This is a genomic window from Bacteroides sp. GM023, from assembly GCF_014750685.1.
Taxonomy (GTDB): domain Bacteria; phylum Bacteroidota; class Bacteroidia; order Bacteroidales; family Bacteroidaceae; genus Bacteroides.
This window is the reverse complement of the sequence record NZ_JAAXGE010000002.1, coordinates 718401-736245: the sequence shown is the minus strand read 5'-3', so window position 1 is coordinate 736245 and position 17845 is coordinate 718401. Positions and strand designations below refer to the sequence as shown.

The following is a 17845-nucleotide window of genomic DNA, read 5'->3' as shown; positions in this document are numbered from 1 at the left end:
CCGACGCGGTATTTTTTATTTAAGAAAAACTAAAGATAGTTACTAAGCTATCGGGAAAATTCCTTATCTTTGTAGATGGTTTAGCGAAGAAAACATAGCTAATTAGCTATGTTAGAGAACGTTTCATTTATTACCATATTCCTGGAATTCGGCAAAATTCAAAGTTATGAACGGTAATAAGCAAACGGGTCTCACGCACCTTCATGTATATACTTTTGTTATATATCGAACGGAGCGTGGGACTGTTGCTTGTATAATCATAACGGCTTGCCGAAGCCTCAGGAAAATGCAGGACAACAGTTCTCACGCTTTTTGTATCTTTTAATGGAAGTACAAAGGATGGAAACACATATAAGAACCGTACGATTCAATCCTAACCCTCTGAATCTCTTCCTCGGGAACGAGAGAAAGAAGGGGTTGCGTATCGGATATATGGAAGCTGCATTGGATGGTTTCTATCTCAATTCTATGGATACCGGTGTGCATCCGCAAAAGTTATCAAGACTCTTATCAGAAGATTTCCACTGCACAGATACCGAATCCGTCACCGGATTATTCCAGTTCCTTATCAACGAAGGGGACAGAGTTTCCTATCAAATCATGCTCCCCTATTTGCTATCGACAAGCAACATCTGCGAGTTCGAGGAAATCATCCACAAACGCTTCTTCGGAGTGGAACGCTTCGTTCAGCAGGGAAAGAATCTATACAAATTCGTGAAGTATACAGAGGTAAGAAGAGACCCGATTATATGGATTAATGACTTGGAAAGAGGGGTTATCGGATGGGATATGGGACTGCTGGTCGGATTAGCCCGCGCGGCTTTGGGCAGTGGATACATTACCAAAGAAGAAGCCTGGGAGTATATCGGACAAGCGAGCGCATTGTGCGCGGAAAATCTTCGCACACCGGAAGAGATAGACAAAAGCTACCTGCTCGGCCGAGCCATGAAATCAGGAAGAATAGAAGATTGGGACAGGTCGCTGACTTGTTATTCGCTGCTGGACAAGTACAGGAAGTAATTACTTTTCGCGGTCTACCACGTAGTCCAAATAGGCACGGAGAGCTGCACAAACCTCAGAATCCGGCAAAGAAGCCAGCAGGTCAAAGGCTTTCTGCTTATAGAGGTTCATCGTACGGACTGCATGTTCAATGCCACCGTTTTCTTTGATAAATTCGATTAAACAGGCTATCTCGTCAGGAGTGGCCGTGCCTTCCTTCACACGGAGAGCAATCTCTAGCATGACGCTGTCTTTCGTTGAATTCAGCACATACAGGGCGGGCAATGTCAGTTTGCCTTCGAGCATATCGTTGCCGGTCGGCTTGCCGATTTCTTTGCTGTCGAAGTAATCGAATATATCGTCCTTTATCTGAAAGCAGATTCCGATATATTCGCCCAGCAAACGGGCAAATTCGGCTTCCTCCTCACCTACTCCCACCGAGAAAGCGGCGGCTTTTGTGCAGGCTGCAAAAAGGGCAGCGGTTTTCTTACGGATGACATCGAAATAAACTGATTCGGAGAAGCTATGATTGCTTACATTGGAGAGCTGGAGCAATTCGCCGTCGGCGAGATCCTGTCCCAATGAAGATACTAACTGGATAATAGGGTGGCTATGGGTCTGTTCGGCATGAACAAGGCTTGTAGCCAGCAAGTAGTCGCCTGTCAGTACAGCTACCTTATTATTAAAGATGGCATTTACTGAAAGCTGTCCGCGACGTTCGGTACTTTCGTCCACCACATCATCGTGCACCAGGCTGGCTGTGTGAAGCAGTTCCAGAGAGACGGCGGCATGAAGCGTGGAAGGGCGGACAGCACCGTAAAGGCGCGCCACCAAGAGGACGAGAATAGGACGCATCATCTTACCATTCCTCTGTCGTATATGGGATACGACGTTATCGAGCAATGCATTCGAACTGGAAAGAGAACTATCAAAAAGATTTTTGAAATCCTCCAGTTCCGCTTCAATCGGAGTCCTGATGAGTGAGATACTGTCCATTAATACGTAATTTGAGCACAAAAGTAATAATAAAACGCTTAATACGGTATTTTTTTGTACTTTTACCATGAAAAATTAATTAAATCTATGGATTCAGATAATAAATTATTTCTTTTAGACGCTTATGCACTGATATACCGGGCGTATTACGCCTTTATCAAGAACCCAAGAATCAACTCCAAAGGATTCAATACTTCAGCAATCCTGGGCTTTGTCAATACGCTCGAAGAGGTGCTGAAAAAGGAAAATCCGACGCATATAGGAGTGGCTTTCGACCCTTCAGGGCCTACCTTCCGCCACGAAGCTTTTGAACAATATAAAGCGCAACGTGAAGAGACTCCCGAAGCAATCCGCCTGTCCGTACCTATTATAAAGGATATTATAAGGGCTTATCGTATTCCTATTCTCGAAGTGTCGGGCTACGAAGCCGACGACGTGATAGGAACTCTTGCCACCGAAGCCGGCAAGCAGGGGATTACGACGTATATGATGACGCCGGACAAGGACTACGGTCAGTTGGTGAGCGACAAGGTATTCATGTATCGCCCCAAGCATACAGGCGGTTTTGAGGTGATGGGTATCGAGGAGGTGAAAGCCAAGTTTGATATTCAGTCGCCCGCACAGGTGATTGACATGCTGGGGTTAATGGGTGACTCTTCGGACAATATTCCCGGTTGCCCCGGTGTAGGGGAAAAGACTGCGCAGAAATTGATTGCCGAATTCGGAAGTATCGAGAATCTGCTGGAGCATACCGACCAACTGAAAGGGGCACTAAAAACGAAAGTGGAAACGAACCGGGAATTGATTACGTTCTCGAAGTTCCTGGCAACTATCAAAATCGACGTACCCATCCAACTTGAAATGGACAAGCTTATCCGCGAAGACGCGGACGAAAATTCACTTCGCAGTATTTTTGAGGAATTAGAATTTCGGACGCTTATCGACCGCGTACTCAAAAAGGAGACTACCGGAAATGGAATGACGACGCCAGCCGGAAGCAAAACGCCAACCGGAAAAGGTACTCCCGCTCCTCTCCCACTTTTTCCCGAAGAAGGGGGAGCCGTGCAAGGCGATTTATTTGCAAATTTCACGGGCAACGAGCCGAGCGAAGCAAAAAAATCAAATCTAGAGACGTTAGAATCGCTTGATTGTAACTACCAACTCATTGATACAGAAGAGAAAAGACAGGAAATTATTCAAAAGTTACTTACATCGAAAATTCTCTCGTTAGACACGGAGACCACGGGAACGGAACCGATGGACGCAGAATTGGTCGGGATGAGTTTTTCTATTGCCGAAAATGAAGCATTTTATGTTCCTGTCCCTGCGGAAGAAGAGGAAGCGTTAAAAATCGTCAATGAGTTCCGTCCGGTCTTTGAAAATGAGAATTCGCTGAAGGTGGGACAGAATATCAAGTACGACATGATTGTTCTTAAAAATTATGGCGTGGAAGTGAAAGGCCCACTTTTCGATACAATGATTGCCCATTACGTTCTTCAACCGGAACTTCGTCACGGGATGGATTATCTTGCGGAAATTTATCTGCACTATCAGACGATTCATATTGACGAACTAATCGGACCGAAAGGTAAGAATCAAAAGAATATGCGCGACCTCGACCCGAAGGATGTCTATCGTTATGCTTGCGAAGACGCGGATGTAACGTTGAAGTTGAAGAATGTGCTGGAGGAGGAACTGAAAAAGAATGATGCCGAAGGGTTGTTCTACGATATAGAGATGCCGCTTGTTCCGGTGCTGGTCAATATAGAACGAAACGGGGTATTGCTGGATACGGAAGCGTTGAAACAGTCGTCTGCCCATTTCACGGCGCAGATGGAAAAAATCGAGAAAGAGATTTACGAATTGGCAGGCGAGACATTCAATATTGCTTCGCCCAAGCAAGTCGGTGAAGTATTGTTTGATAAATTAAAGATTGTAGAGAAAGCGAAAAAGACCAAGACAGGACAGTATGTCACTTCGGAAGAGGTGCTTGAAAGTCTTCGCCACAAGCATCCGGTGGTGGAAAAGATTCTGGAACACCGTGGGCTGAAAAAGTTATTGGGAACGTATATCGACGCATTGCCTTTGCTAATCAATCCACGCACAGGCCGGGTACATACATCTTTCAACCAGACGGTCACCGCTACGGGACGTCTGAGTTCGAGCAATCCGAACTTGCAGAATATTCCTATCCGCGACGAGAACGGGAAGGAAATCCGCAAGGCATTCATTCCCGATGAAGGTTGTCTTTTCTTCTCGGCGGACTACTCGCAGATTGAATTGCGCATCATGGCGCATCTTAGCGAGGATAAGAATATGATTGACGCTTTCCTCAGCAATCACGATATTCATGCTGCCACGGCTGCGAAAATATATAAGATTGATTTGAATGATGTAGGTTCGGATATGCGCCGCAAAGCCAAGACTGCCAATTTCGGTATTATATATGGTATATCCGTATTCGGTCTTGCCGAACGGATGAATGTAGACCGGAAAGAGGCCAAAGAATTGATTGACGGGTATTTCGAGACTTATCCGGGCGTGAAGGCGTATATGGACAAGAGCATTCAGGTGGCACAGGAAAAGGGATATGTAGAAACGATTTTCCACCGGAAACGTTTCTTGCCGGACATTAATTCACGAAATGCCGTTGTACGCGGATATGCGGAACGTAATGCTATTAATGCACCTATCCAGGGTAGTGCGGCGGATATTATCAAGGTAGCCATGGCTCGTATTTACCAGCGTTTCCAAGCGGAGGGAATACAGGCGAAGATGATTCTGCAAGTGCATGACGAATTGAACTTCAGCGTTCCCGTGAACGAGAAAGAACGTGTGGAAGAAATCGTCATCGAGGAAATGGAGAAGGCATATCGTATGCATGTTCCCTTGAAAGCTGATTGCGGATGGGGGAAGAATTGGCTTGAAGCACATTAATAAGAGGCGGCACAAGTCATACTGACAGAGTAAATATCAGGAAACCGGGGAGTAAAAGATGTAATAACATTATTTAACTCGGTATCCATAAAGCTAGTAAAAGGAACACTTTCTCAACGAAGTGATTCATTCTATATCCGGCAGATTGACTGCCGGATATTTTTTTGTCACCAATATTGGCAAAAAGCAACTGTTATCCTCTACCCTCTCTTGACATTTTGACAATCTTTCAGCATTTAAATTGCATAAATACCAAATTAATATGTAAGTTTGCAGTGTAAAACTGATATAGTTGTAGAAATATGAAAGTATAACTCAAAAACTTAAATAGCCATGAAAGCAAAAGTATCTTTAAAAATGTTCGTTTTATCAGCAGTTCTTCTTGTTGTGTCGTTCGCTGCTTCTGCACGTAGCTACGATGGTCAATTGGTTTATAATCCAGTAGAAGAAAATGGTGTAACAGTAGGACAAACCGTTTACAAAATGGACGGTAACACTCTCGCTAATTATATGAAGTACAATTATAAGTACGATGATAACAAACGTATGATTGAAAGTGAATCCATGAAATGGAACAGCAGCAAGGATGAATGGCAAAAAGACTTACGCATCAATTACATTTATGAAGGCAAGACTGTCACTACCAATTATTACAAATGGAACGCTAAGAAACAAACCTACGTATTGGTTCCCGAAATGACCGTTACGATGGATAATACAAATATGTAACATAACTCTCTCTCATTCTAATATTCTAACAACAATAGAGACGCCGCTTCTGCTGAAGAAGTGGCGTCTCCTATTTATAAGGTCTATAAAACTTATGATATAGATCCATTGATAATAACGACCAACGATGACTGGGATGAAAATTCCACTCTTGCTTTGCACTTCTCTTTCAGTATGAGGCACTGATTGGTAGAGACTTACTCCAAACTGAAACCTATGAAACCCGTTATACTAATTTGAAAATTATCATTTCACTCATTGCCGTTCAAGAAAGAACGCACAATAAGTCACCGAGAGAAGTCTAAAACGGAATATTCTATGGCAACGATTAGAGAAGCGCCCGCAGTGTCCAAACGTTAAATATGTATATAATTAACACATTTAGTTCATTTCTTCGCATTTTATGCTTACATTTAGAACAAACGATATATATTTAAAAGAATAAAAAATGTATATCCAAAGTATCAACCTATAAAATATTAAGTTTATGAAAAGGGCACTATTTTTAATTGCTGCATTCGCATTGGTATCAAGCGGTGCAGTCGTGAATCAAGCTAAGGCTTCCGACGATACTAAAACAAAATCAACGTTCTATGGCTCTAAAGCTAGCAGTAATTCGAATAATCCTTGCAAAGGAGCAACGACAAGAGTTTGCGGGATAATTGAAACTAGAGCACAACAAATAAGTGTTGGAGTTACTACAGTCACTCAAACAACAACTGATCCTAAAGGCAACATTCTTTCCACTACAATGAGAATCACTGACAAAACGCCTGAACAGATTCGTGAAGAAGTTATACGTAAAGCACTCTCTAAAGGAGCAGTAGCCATCCCCCATATTATAGATAGAAATGACTAGATTCATCACAACATTTATGTTAATCATTTTCTACCAATACTCTTTCGCCCAAATTTCCGGCTTAATGAAAGATATGGTAGAAAATGATTTACAGATTCGCCAAAAGCCAGGAACCGACCGATTGCTCCAAAAATACCTCTCGACCCTTCCCGCAGAAGAAGATACACTTTACGCCATACTCTATAGCCCGATGGACTGCCCGAGATGCGAAGTTGCCATACCAAACTTCTGCCGGTTGCTTAAGAAAAACGATGCTCCAAACCACAAATTCTTACTCATTACAGTCTACAAAGACTCAACGATAGCCGCTATTTATAACCGGAAGAACGATTATCAGGCAGATTACTATTTATACGATACGCAAAATAAATATAAAAAAACGCAATTATATACTATCCTAACCTGAACAAATTGTGAGAGTAATTAGTTATTCTAATAGAGATAACTTATAATTGCGGATTTCTGCTTATATTTGCACATAGAAATAAACTATTGTAAGTATGAAGTGGAAGATTGTATTATTGCTTTGTGGAATTTCCTTAATCATAGGATATTTCTTGGGGGTGTTTCTTCCTTTAGGTCTTGGTCCCTGCGAAATGGCTAATACTCCAATATCTAAAGGTGACTATTATGGTAATGTCATTAATGGGTTCGTTGCCTTCGGAACGTGTTCGGCGGTAATTGTGGCGTTGTTTTTGGACGAAATAAGGTCACTATTTAAAAAAGTGACTTTTGTCATTCAATTAAATAGTGATGAAGCCATTGAAGAAGTCGAAAATATAAAAGGGACGAAAAAAGCGAGAAGGTATCATAATTCTATTCAGTTCTTTAATAATGGAAATATTAATGCCCAGAATTGTGAACTATACGTTGAGAGTGCTTCGTTTATATCTGATAATTCGACTACTACGTTGACAGTGGAAAATGCTCCTATTAATTGGAACTTAGGAAATAATATCGTTTATATCCCATATCAAGGCAAAAAAGTTTTGCCATTATTTGAGATTATTGCACCACAAAAGCAATCAACTCCAGATGGTAAAACAGACATTATTCCAGCAACATTAAAAATGCTTGGCTTGAAAAATATAGAAGCAAAAGCAGGAAAATGGGAAATCATTTATTGCTTGTATTCCACAAATTCCAAGCCGCAAAAATTTAAATATATTGTTGAATGGAATGGTAATTGGGAAGAACGTCAAACTGAAATGAAAGATATTCTAAAAATGAAACTGGAAATGTTATGAAAAAGATAATATTAGTAATATACGACCCGTCATTAGATAGTGACATATTAAGAGATAGAATTAAATCGTTAGGCCCCAATTATACATTTTGGGGAAACCATTGGTTTGTAGAAACGCAATATACAACGAAAGAAGTATATGAAAAAATATCGGCTAATGAGTTTGAAACAAACTCTATATTGGTAATAGAAATGTCTAAGGATATGTATAATTATTACGGCCGTATGAATACTTCTCTATGGGATTGGTTAAAAACAAAATAAGATTTTACAAAAGAGCTTACTTTTATAGTAGGCTCTTTTCTTTTAACCAAAGTAGTGCTTAGACTAGCGAACGAAATACTACACCAAAATTTTCTTTTTTTCATTAATAAAATGTTTCCTAACTCTTTGTACTACTTTGGTTTGTCTGCTATTTTAATAACAATTACATAAGATATTAATAATCAGACATTTGCATATTTCATCTTTTTTTCGTATCTTAAATGAAAAATCGGTGAAATATGAGTAATAACGCTAATTTATTCTACTTCTTTAAACAGTTTCCCGATGAGGAATCTTGTAGGAGATACTTTGAAAAACGCAGGTGGGGAGACTCACCCACTTGCCCGCATTGCGGAAACGCACAGAAGATTTATCGGTATAAGAACGGCAAAACTTTTAAGTGTGCACACTGCAAAAAGCAATTTTCGGTGAAAACGGGTACTATTTATGAAAACTCAAACATTCCATTACAGAAATGGTTTCTTACTTTCTATCTGATTTCATTATCTAAGAAAGGTATCAGCTCTATCGAGTTGTCCAAGACTATCGGTGTCACGCAAAAGAGTGCTTGGTACTTATTACACAAGGTGCGCTATATGTTGGAACATCGTAATTCCGATAACCAGCTACGTGGTATTGTCGAGGTTGATGAAACGTATGTTGGTGGAAAGAAAAAGGGAAAACGTGGTCGTGGTTCTGAGAATAAAACTCCCGTATTCGGGGCTGTACAGCGTGGTGGACGTTTATCCATTACACCTGTACCAAATACGAAGCGCAAAACCTTAGAGCCAATTATTCACAAACGAATTAAGAAAGGAACCCATATAAACAGCGATGAATGGTGGGCATATACTAAACTATGCTCGGACTATGTACACGATGTAGTAAATCATGGACGTAAAGAATATGTTCGTGGTAAAGTACACACAAATACTATTGAGGGTGCATGGTCACATTTAAAGCGGTCAATAATGGGCACTTACCATAGACCAAGCAAGGAACACCTTTCAAAATATTGCTCGGAATTTGAATTTAATTATAATACTCGGAATAATTCACCGGAAATTAAGTTTAGGAAATTTATAGATAAAAACTTAATCCGTGTTAGTTATAAAGACATAACTAGCACATAAAATCAATTAGAATTATGGAAATAGTTTCAGTAAAACTCGTAGTTTTCAAACACCCGGAACCTGCGAGATGGGATACCTATGCAAGTTACTGTCCTGCTACACAAGATTTTTGTGCGTGTGGTAGTAGTGTTATAGAGGTGGTAGATATGTTTGAAAAACTACTTTATCTAGATTTGCAAAATAGGCTTACATACAAAAATCTTCAAAATTATGGTTGGGAAGTATCTGAAAATTCGGCAATTCCACCTATATTTGCAGATGTATATTTAGTTTCCGAAACGGAGCGAATATTTGAGGTAACAATTAAAGAACCCTTAATTATAAAAGTAGATGTCGAACTTCCAAGAGCAGGAAAAACAATATGAGTTACCCTCTGATTTAATAGAGGAGTTTTTATCAGTACATGGTTTTGTAGGGAAATCCATAAATTATATACAGGGATTTACGTTCCTTGCAAAAGAATCTGAAAGGAGGTCTGTAAAAGTACCGACAATGAAAACTCTCAATAAAACTCAAATAGAAAAGTGCCTTATAGATGCGGAACTTACTTTTGCTGATTTAGATGCATATATTGAGCATCTAAAAGTAATGAAAAGATTTGATACTATTATTGAACAGTCATTGAAGCGCCCAACTAATAAAAAATAAAAATAAAAATACGGAGTTTTTTAGCTCCGTATTCTCTTCTACTTCTTTTTATTAGAAGTTAAAAGTACAATGCCTAGTATTACGGCAAAAAACCACCCTATCGGACCGAAAAACAGCAGGATAATAAACAGTACGAAAACAATGCAGCCTTTCATGAGTTTACTTTGTTCGGAAAATTGCTATTTCATATTCATTAACACGCTCATTATTTGTGGACACCTCTAAGTAGACATTTCCGTTTAAGGTAGTCTTTCGATAACGTTTTACGTTAGTTTCATATACATCAGAAGTCTTTTCTGCATTGGAACGTGTGTTCATGTTGTTGCTTTTTGTTATATACTTATAGCCATAGTCAGTCGCTTTTTGTATAAAGTTTTTAGCCTTGTCTCCAAACAGTCTAAGAGTCATTTGTGTTACAACTCCCTTTTTGTTAGATTCCATTCCCACAAAGCAATCTCCGAAATCGTAGAAAAATGTTAGGTCTAAGATACGTACAGGAATTACATCAAATTCCTTTTCTACGGTTGGGATAGTAAAAAATGATGCACCTATCCAATTCGTGTAATACTCAGGAGTAAGCATTGCGATACGTTTTTCTTCTGCTGTTGTAGGTACAGACTTTGCATTTTGTGCGAAACCTAATTGGCTGGTAATGATGATAAATACGGATAAGAAAATCTTTTTTGTTTCCATTTTACATTTTATTTAGAGTTAAACAATAACTTGTAAAACGGCAACGGTGTAAACGAAAGACGTAGAACCACTGCCACACCGCTATCAAGGTTCACCACAAACCCTACTCACTCGTGGAGCGATTCTACGTTATGTGTAGGTACACTTCATCCATGAGTGAGTAGTTTATAGCCTTAGTCCATTTATCTGAGGTGGTGATTCTGATAGCGGTTTGGCTATATGTATCGTATAAGAGTACGCATACTCTTATTATGTCAGTGCAAATGTAGTAATTACATTAGAAATAACAAATAGAGAGTGTTCATTTTTATAACAATATCAAAATAATAGGCTATTTGCAGCTTTCCAACAATTTTAGTATATTTGGTGCAAATAGTATATAATCACGTAAAAAAATATTCAGTTTCAACACTAACGGGCTTTACGGGCTGCATATTCTAAAACTTTGCAAATCCTCCGGTAGAATGCTCATTGGCGGACAATATACTGTGTTAGGTGTGAATTTTGTCCAACAATTGCTTGCCGTATCCTCCCCCATAGATTATCATCTGTACGAAAGCGATGGTGTATCAGACGAACAAGAATTTAGCGCCAGAGTCCCCAAGCCATACTTCATACGAAACGATTACACAGATTATTACTTGGATTGCCCTGCAAACACGATGATATCCAGTGTCTTTGACGTATTGAGATTCGAAAAAGACAAGTTCTATTATTCGGATGTGTTGAACAACGGAGTGTTATGTTTTAGCAAGTCCGACGGAAAGAACAGGTTACAATTCGATATGCTGATTCAAGCAGATAGTATTGAAAAAAGAAAATACATAGATCTGCCGGAGAATATCTTTCAGGAACAACAGAAAAACAATATGTTTTTTTATATCGCTTGCGGCACCAATCAGCTTGACAAGGAGCATATAGGCGTTTCCTATTCGTTACCCAAAGTATTTGTAGAAAACAGCGACGGCGGAAACACGAACTTGGCTTACTACAATTATCCGGCAATCATCTCGCGAAATCCTTCGACGCAGGAATCTGCTCCGCTCATCCCGTTGGATTTCAACCTGTATGGCGAAAGTTTTTTCTATGCACATTTCAACTTCTCCATGGCTGGCGAGCAAATATTGATGGGATGTAAAAAACTGACCTGGCCGATAGAGTTTGAACCAGAAGAGTACAAAAACAATGTATTGATGAACCCTTTCTGCGAAGAATTTTATGAGACAGAAAACCCCATTCTAGCTACATTTGACAAAAAAACCGGAAAACTTATCACGAGATTTGGCAAGTTGGAGGAGTGTCAGAAAAAGAGCCGGACAGGATATTATTACTCCAACCCGCTGTCGTGCACATACGGCAAGGAAGTTCTTTACACCAATGGCTTTTCGGGTCAACTTTATATATCCTCCCTAAAAAACCTCAACAAGCCGGTGGAACATTATTCCCTCTTTAGGGTAGAACAGGAGAAATTTCCCCCAGTCGACTCACTCAACTTCTACAAATACGAGTATGTGAAACCTTACAACCGATTTTTCGACCGCTGCATTCAGGACATAAAGCTTACCCGGACGCACATCTATTGCCTCGTGCGATATGGTATGCCCAATCAAGCATTTAGTTCTAAAGATGAATATACTTTTGCGTTGATCGACAGGAAAAGCCATCTAGTAAAAGAGTTTCGCCTACCGCATTATCTTGATTACGAAGTATTGGGATATGGGCTGAGAGATAACGGGAAAGGATATATACAACCTTTCGCTTTTCTGAAAGACAATAACGTTTATTCTATAAGACTTTTCACGGAAGAATGCAGGGCTGACTAAAAAATCCTCCTTCATCTGTTAGTAGTTTCTAGCATATTTGTTACCGTTTATTTCCATTTTCGGTGGGGCTTTTTTACTCAGCTTCCCATCGTATATAAACCTGATAGATTACAATACGTAAAAGCGTTCTTGCAGTTCTTTCAGGAAATTCCGGGAGATAACCAAGTCGCTCTTGTCATGGAAGGGCGGATAAAGCTGGCAGCACTTGCCGTCAATCATAGCCAGATAATTTACATTTACAATAGCAGACTGACTAATCTGTATGAAAGCTTGTGAATAACCGATAATATCTTCGGCTTTCGTATTCCGTTTCAGGTTCAGCCGGGACTGGTTGAACAGTACGACCTGCCATTGGCGCTTCTCTTTCAGGTATTCAAAGAAGCCGATTTCTTCCAGTCGCAAGAGTTTGAATCCGGTCACTGTGCTAATCATAAACATGCCATGTTGCGGCAGCAGAGCATTGATAGAAGACGCGAAGGAAGGCGGCGGAAGCAACGAAGAGGTTGACATGGCTTTCCGGTAACGGTCTATAATCACTTTCAAATCTTCGCTTTCGAAAGGCTTTAGCAAGAAGTCGAAAGCGGATTCACGCAGGGCTTGCAGCAGATATTTGTCATAAGAGGTATAGAATACCACTTTCATATCCCACAACACATCATCCCTTATTTCACTCAGCAGGTTAAGACCGAGCATGTCAGGAAGTTCTACGTCAAGAAAGAGTAAATCCGGACGCAGTTCCATAATCATCTTCTTACCCTTTGTGCCATTGCTTGCAATTCCCTTTACTTCAAATTCACGATAGGGCTCCAACTCATGGCGCAAAGCATCAATCGCCGAACGCTCGTCGTCAACGATAACTACTTTATACTTTTCTTCTGTCTCCATCATAAATCATAAGAAAAACGAAACGGGATATATACCGAGACTTGCGTTCCGGTCTGTCCATCGTTTCTGTTGGTTATATCAAAACGTATTTTGTCACTTTTATTTTTTGTGTTTAGTAGCTGAATGGTTTGGTAGAGGACTTTCAGTCCTGTGCCGGTGCCGCGTGTCGCGGAAGATAGCTGGGGGAGATAGCCACGGCCGTTGTCGGTAATCGTAATGCGGATTCCGTTCTCCTGGCGGGAGATGGATATGGTTAGTTCTTTTGTTCCGTCCTTCCCTGCCAGTCCGTGCTTGATGGCGTTTTCTACGGGAATCTGCACAATCATAGAGGGAATCATGATGCGGGTGGCATCCAGTCTGTCTTCTATTGTGATTGTCGGGATGAAGTCTTCTCCGACACGTCCTTTCTCCAAGTCGATGTAGGAACGTACAAAGTCCAGTTCGTCCTGTAAAGGTACGCTTAGTTTCTCCGTCAGTTCGAGACTTCGGCGGAGATATTTCACCAGTCCCATCAAGTTGTTTTTTACTTCTTCGGAACCATTGAACTGGTTAATCTCACGTCCTAGCACATTAAAAGTAAAATGAGGGGAAATACGGCTGCGCAGGTTCTCCATGCGGACACGGTTTATCTGCTGGAAGAAACGTTCGCGAAGGAATTCCCGCTTCTTGCGCATATACCAGATGATGACTATCGTACCGGCTATGAGCAGCAGACAGACAAGTACCCAAATATAGACGCTTAGTTTCAGGACTTTCATTTCTCCGGCTTGTTGCTGGATTTGTATCTCTTTACGTAGCACAATCGTGTCCTGTTGATAGCGCATATCCAATTCGGCAACACGCATCTGCACCCGTTCGCTACGAATGGAGTCGTCCAAATGTCCGTCACGTTTGAGATATTCATAGGCACGGCGGTAATCACCGGTACGTTCAAAATAATGCTGGAGATACTGGTTGCGTATAGTCAGCATATTGGCATCGAGATGCCCCACGGGAGCAGTGCGGGCAATCATTTTTTGTGCCTGTGCGATGTTTCCTTTCTTCAGGGCAAGTTCAATCATTTGGGTTTCGATGTAATATACTGCCGAGTTATGCTGTATTTTGGAGAAAAAACGATAACTTTCATCCAGGCATATCTGTGCGGAATCGAGGTTGTCGGTCAATACATAGAGTTCACCCAGGTTCACTTTGATAAAGTTCTGTTCGAACACCATTTGCGAATGGGCGGATACCAGTTTATTGGCTCTGCGCATGTATTTCAAGGCTTCGCGATAGTCTTTTCTGTAGTAATAGTGGTTACCGCGGTTGTTGAGGTATATCCATTTCTCGCCTACGTTCATTTCATCGAAGAATTGCCCTGCCAGTTCGTAGTAATGGTTTGACAGGTCGAAATCACGGAGTTCCATATAGGTTTGCCCCAGTCCGTAGTAGACGGGGAATTTTGTATGTTCGGACAAGTTCAATGAGTCGCAGAGGAACAAGGCACGGCGATAGAACGAAGCGGTATGCGCAAAGTCGCCGCGGTGCAGATAGGCATCGGCTGTGTTGATGCATATATCGGGAAGAATATGAAGCCGGTTCCCTTTCAGGCGGTATTGATAGGCTTGCTTGTAGTCGATGATGGCAGAATCGGGACGGTTCAATTGCATCCATACGTTTCCTGCCATGTTGTAGACATCGGACAGTACGTCATTCCATTGCGGACAGTCATTCGCTTTGCGGGAAAATTCTTTTACCTGACGGTGATAGTAAAGTATGGAATCGTAATCAGAAGAGACAAAGAATGTTTTTCCGTACAGGGCGAGAAGGCGGTAGTAGACTTGGGAATCCTGCACTTGTACCAGTGCGTCACGTATCTGTGAACGGGAATAAAGTACGTTGGCAAACAGGGAATCCTGCACACGTGTTTCCAAAGAATCAACAAAAGTCAGTTCACATAAAGACTTGCTATGATGATTATTAGTATATCCACAACTCAATAACATCAACAGCCCCAACAACCCAAACAGTTTCATAGTAGCCCTTCGATTCATCTGCCCCTTATTCATGTCATGTTTTGAATGTGACAAAAATACATTATTTATCCTGAATCCCAACGAATTTTATTATTTTTTTTAATACCTTTGTCCCCATATAAATATGAGCAACTGACCTAATGAGTCCACTGAACTTCACCCACATTTTGACACAGGCAGTCGATGAGCTATCGGAAAGCGAATCTTACAAAGGACTGTTTCATCAACACAAAGATGGCGAACCACTGCCCTCTGCTAAAGTCTTGTATGAAATTATCGAGCTTTCACGCTCCATTCTCTTCCCCGGATATTACGGGAATTCTACTATCAACAGCCGGACAATCAATTATCACATCGGTGTAAATATTGAGAAACTGTTTGATTTGCTCTGCGAGCAAATCCTGGCAGGATTGTGCTTCGGAACCAATAGCGCAGGGAAATGCAGCGTCTGCTCCGACACGGAGCGGGAAGAAGCTGCACGTCTTGCCTCGAAGTTTATCAGTAAGTTGCCTGCCATGAGGAGAATACTGGCAACCGACGTGGAAGCCGCCTACAACGGTGACCCTGCTGCCGAAAGCTATGGTGAGGTAATCTTCTGCTATCCGGCCATCAAGGCTATCAGCAATTATCGCATTGCGCATGAATTACTGGAGCTGGGTGTTCCTCTGATTCCGCGTATCATCACGGAGATGGCGCACAGTGAGACGGGTATAGACATCCATCCGGCTGCGAAAATCGGCAGCCATTTCACTATCGACCACGGTACGGGTGTCGTTATCGGTGCTACAAGTATTATCGGCAATAATGTCAAACTGTATCAGGGTGTCACCCTGGGTGCCAAGAGTTTCCCGCTGGATATGGACGGAAAGCCTATCAAGGGGATTCCCCGCCACCCGATTCTGGAAGACAATGTGATTGTTTATTCCAATGCCACTATCCTGGGCAGAATCACTATCGGACGCGACGCGACCGTGGGCGGTAATATATGGGTGACAGAGAATGTGCCCGCAGGAGCGAGAATCGTACAAACTAAAGCAAAAAAATAAAATCAAATAACTATATATGAGCGAACAATTCGAGATGATAGCCAAGACCTTCCAGGGACTGGAAGAGATACTTGCAGAAGAACTGACAGCATTAGGAGCCAACGATATCCAAATAGGACGCCGAATGGTTTCATTCACCGGAGATAAACGTATGATGTATAAGGCCAATTTCTGCCTTCGTACCGCTATCCGCATCCTGAAACCAATCAAGAACTTCACAGCGAAGGATGCTGACGAGGTTTATAATCAGATACAGGCTATTCCATGGGAAGAATATCTCGATGTAAACAAGACTTTTGCTATCGACGCAGTGGTGTTCAGTGATGAATTCCGCCATTCGAAGTTCGTTTCGTATAAAGTGAAAGATGCGATTGTGGACTATTTCCGCGAGAAAACCGGAAAGCGCCCGTCTGTCCGTATCAATAATCCGGACGTATTGCTGAATATTCATATTGCACAGACTACCTGTACGTTGTCTTTGGATTCTTCGGGTGAGTCGCTGCACCGCCGCGGTTATCGCCAGGAAGCAGTAGAGGCTCCGTTGAACGAGGTGTTGGCTGCCGGTATGATTCTGATGACGGGATGGCGCGGGGATTGTGACTTGATTGACCCTATGTGTGGTTCGGGTACTATTCCTGTCGAAGCTGCTCTGATTGCAAAGAATATTGCTCCGGGAGTGTTCCGCAAAGGATTCGCTTTCGAAAAGTGGGTGGATTTCGATGCGGATATGTTTGATGAAATATACAACGATGACAGTCAGGAGCGTGAATTTGCTCATAAGATTTATGGATATGATAATAATCCGAAGGCTAATGAGATTGCTACACACAATATAAAAGCTGCGGGCGTATCGAAGGATATAGTGCTGAAACTGCAACCGTTCCAGCAGTTCGAACAGCCGAAGGAGAAGTCAATCATTATCACGAATCCGCCTTATGGAGAGCGTATTTCTACGAATGATTTGCTCGGGCTTTATCAAATGATTGGTGAGCGTCTGAAGCATGCGTTTGTCGGTAATGAAGCGTGGGTATTGTCTTATCGGGAAGAGTGTTTCGACCAAATTGGTTTGAAAGCCAGTCAGAAAGTGCCTTTGTTCAATGGCCCGTTGGAGTGTGAGTTCCGCAAATATGAGATTTTTGACGGAAAGTACAAAGAATTCAAAAGCCAGGAAGGAGAAGAGGAAGATAAGAAAGACTCCGAAGGGGAACAAGCTCCAAGATTCAGAGAAAGAAAAGAGTTCAAACCACGTCGTGAGGGTGAGTTTAAACCACGACGCGAAGGGGACTTCAAGCCACGCAGAGACGGTGAATCCAGACCTCGCAGAGAGGGAGATTTCAAACCGCGTAGAGAAGGTGGTGATTTTAAAGGTGGCGACAGAGATAGAAAGCCACGGGGAGACTTCCGCGGGGGAAGGGATTCAAGAGCGCCGAGAGAGTTTAAAGGGAATCGGGAGCCTAGGATTCCGAAGAAGGAAGAGGAATAGTTGGACATCAATAGTTAATTACACTTTAGTATTCAAAAGAAAGTTAACTACCTGACAAACAATATGAGGTCACAAATTGCAACTTCAAG

17 protein-coding genes are annotated in these 17845 nt (G+C 41.7%); 13 read left to right on the top strand and 4 right to left on the bottom strand.

Annotated features, from left to right (window positions below; translation table 11 throughout):
• The first annotated feature begins 339 nt into the window (after positions 1–339).
• Positions 340–1020 carry a DUF1266 domain-containing protein gene (locus HC965_RS05380; protein ID WP_191030486.1) on the top strand — a complete coding sequence of 227 codons (681 nt, stop codon included), beginning with the start codon at positions 340–342 and terminating at the stop codon, positions 1018–1020.
• On the opposite strand, the gene HC965_RS05375 is transcribed toward HC965_RS05380, so the two are convergent.
• Positions 1021–1995 (bottom strand): polyprenyl synthetase family protein, encoded by a 975-nt coding sequence (locus HC965_RS05375; protein ID WP_191030485.1) that lies wholly within the window; start codon positions 1993–1995, stop codon positions 1021–1023. It lies immediately after the preceding gene.
• Positions 1996–2082: 87 nt separating this feature from the next.
• Between HC965_RS05375 and polA the strand changes: the two genes are divergently transcribed.
• The 9 genes from polA (at position 2083) to HC965_RS05330 (ending at position 9811) form a co-directional block, all read left to right on the top strand.
• Positions 2083–4932 (top strand): DNA polymerase I, encoded by a 2850-nt coding sequence (gene polA / locus HC965_RS05370; protein WP_191030484.1) that lies wholly within the window; start codon positions 2083–2085, stop codon positions 4930–4932.
• A gap of 333 nt (positions 4933–5265) precedes the next feature.
• A complete protein-coding gene (locus tag HC965_RS05365) occupies positions 5266–5661 on the top strand; it encodes a DUF3836 domain-containing protein (RefSeq protein ID WP_191030483.1) in 396 nt (131 codons plus the stop codon).
• A 487-nt stretch (positions 5662–6148) separates the two neighbouring features.
• Positions 6149–6520, top strand: coding sequence for a hypothetical protein (locus tag HC965_RS05360; protein WP_191030749.1), 372 nt, complete (start codon positions 6149–6151; stop codon positions 6518–6520).
• A complete protein-coding gene (locus tag HC965_RS05355; RefSeq protein ID WP_191030482.1) occupies positions 6513–6926 on the top strand; it encodes a hypothetical protein in 414 nt (137 codons plus the stop codon). Before HC965_RS05360 ends, HC965_RS05355 begins: the two co-directional genes overlap by 8 nt.
• A gap of 94 nt (positions 6927–7020) precedes the next feature.
• Positions 7021–7767 carry a hypothetical protein gene (locus HC965_RS05350; protein WP_191030481.1) on the top strand — a complete coding sequence of 249 codons (747 nt, stop codon included), beginning with the start codon at positions 7021–7023 and terminating at the stop codon, positions 7765–7767.
• Entirely contained in the window at positions 7764–8030 is a 267-nt protein-coding gene (locus HC965_RS05345; protein ID WP_191030480.1) for a hypothetical protein, read from the top strand. The genes HC965_RS05350 and HC965_RS05345 overlap by 4 nt, the downstream gene beginning before the upstream one ends.
• 239 nt (positions 8031–8269) lie before the next feature.
• Positions 8270–9163 carry an IS1595 family transposase gene (locus HC965_RS05340; protein ID WP_191030479.1) on the top strand — a complete coding sequence of 298 codons (894 nt, stop codon included), beginning with the start codon at positions 8270–8272 and terminating at the stop codon, positions 9161–9163.
• Positions 9164–9177: 14 nt separating this feature from the next.
• Positions 9178–9528 carry a hypothetical protein gene (locus tag HC965_RS05335; RefSeq protein WP_191030478.1) on the top strand — a complete coding sequence of 117 codons (351 nt, stop codon included), beginning with the start codon at positions 9178–9180 and terminating at the stop codon, positions 9526–9528.
• On the top strand, positions 9494–9811 hold the full coding sequence (locus tag HC965_RS05330; RefSeq protein ID WP_191030477.1) for a hypothetical protein: 318 nt from the start codon (positions 9494–9496) through the stop codon (positions 9809–9811). Before HC965_RS05335 ends, HC965_RS05330 begins: the two co-directional genes overlap by 35 nt.
• A gap of 159 nt (positions 9812–9970) precedes the next feature.
• Here HC965_RS05330 and HC965_RS05325 read toward each other — a convergent pair whose 3' ends face one another.
• Positions 9971–10504: a hypothetical protein gene (locus HC965_RS05325; RefSeq protein ID WP_191030476.1), complete on the bottom strand. Its 534-nt coding sequence runs from the start codon at positions 10502–10504 to the stop codon at positions 9971–9973.
• Positions 10505–10968: 464 nt separating this feature from the next.
• On the opposite strand from HC965_RS05325, the gene HC965_RS05320 reads away from it, so the two are divergent.
• Positions 10969–12327, top strand: a complete 1359-nt coding sequence (locus HC965_RS05320; protein WP_191030475.1) for a hypothetical protein — start codon at positions 10969–10971, stop codon at positions 12325–12327.
• A gap of 108 nt (positions 12328–12435) precedes the next feature.
• Here the strand turns inward: HC965_RS05320 and HC965_RS05315 are convergent, their stop codons facing one another.
• Positions 12436–13215 carry a LytTR family DNA-binding domain-containing protein gene (locus HC965_RS05315; RefSeq protein WP_191030474.1) on the bottom strand — a complete coding sequence of 260 codons (780 nt, stop codon included), beginning with the start codon at positions 13213–13215 and terminating at the stop codon, positions 12436–12438.
• On the bottom strand, positions 13212–15245 hold the full coding sequence (locus HC965_RS05310) for a histidine kinase (RefSeq protein WP_191030473.1): 2034 nt from the start codon (positions 15243–15245) through the stop codon (positions 13212–13214). Before HC965_RS05310 ends, HC965_RS05315 begins: the two co-directional genes overlap by 4 nt.
• Before the next feature lie 122 nt (positions 15246–15367).
• Here HC965_RS05310 and HC965_RS05305 point away from each other — a divergent pair, with 122 nt between their 5' ends.
• Together HC965_RS05305 and HC965_RS05300 are read left to right on the top strand one after the other, a co-directional pair.
• Positions 15368–16273 (top strand): serine O-acetyltransferase, encoded by a 906-nt coding sequence (locus tag HC965_RS05305; RefSeq protein ID WP_191030472.1) that lies wholly within the window; start codon positions 15368–15370, stop codon positions 16271–16273.
• Positions 16274–16289: 16 nt separating this feature from the next.
• The gene (locus HC965_RS05300; RefSeq protein WP_191030471.1) at positions 16290–17756 is read left to right on the top strand and encodes a class I SAM-dependent RNA methyltransferase; all 1467 of its coding nucleotides are present in this window, start codon (positions 16290–16292) and stop codon (positions 17754–17756) included.
• The last annotated feature ends 89 nt before the right edge of the window (positions 17757–17845 follow it).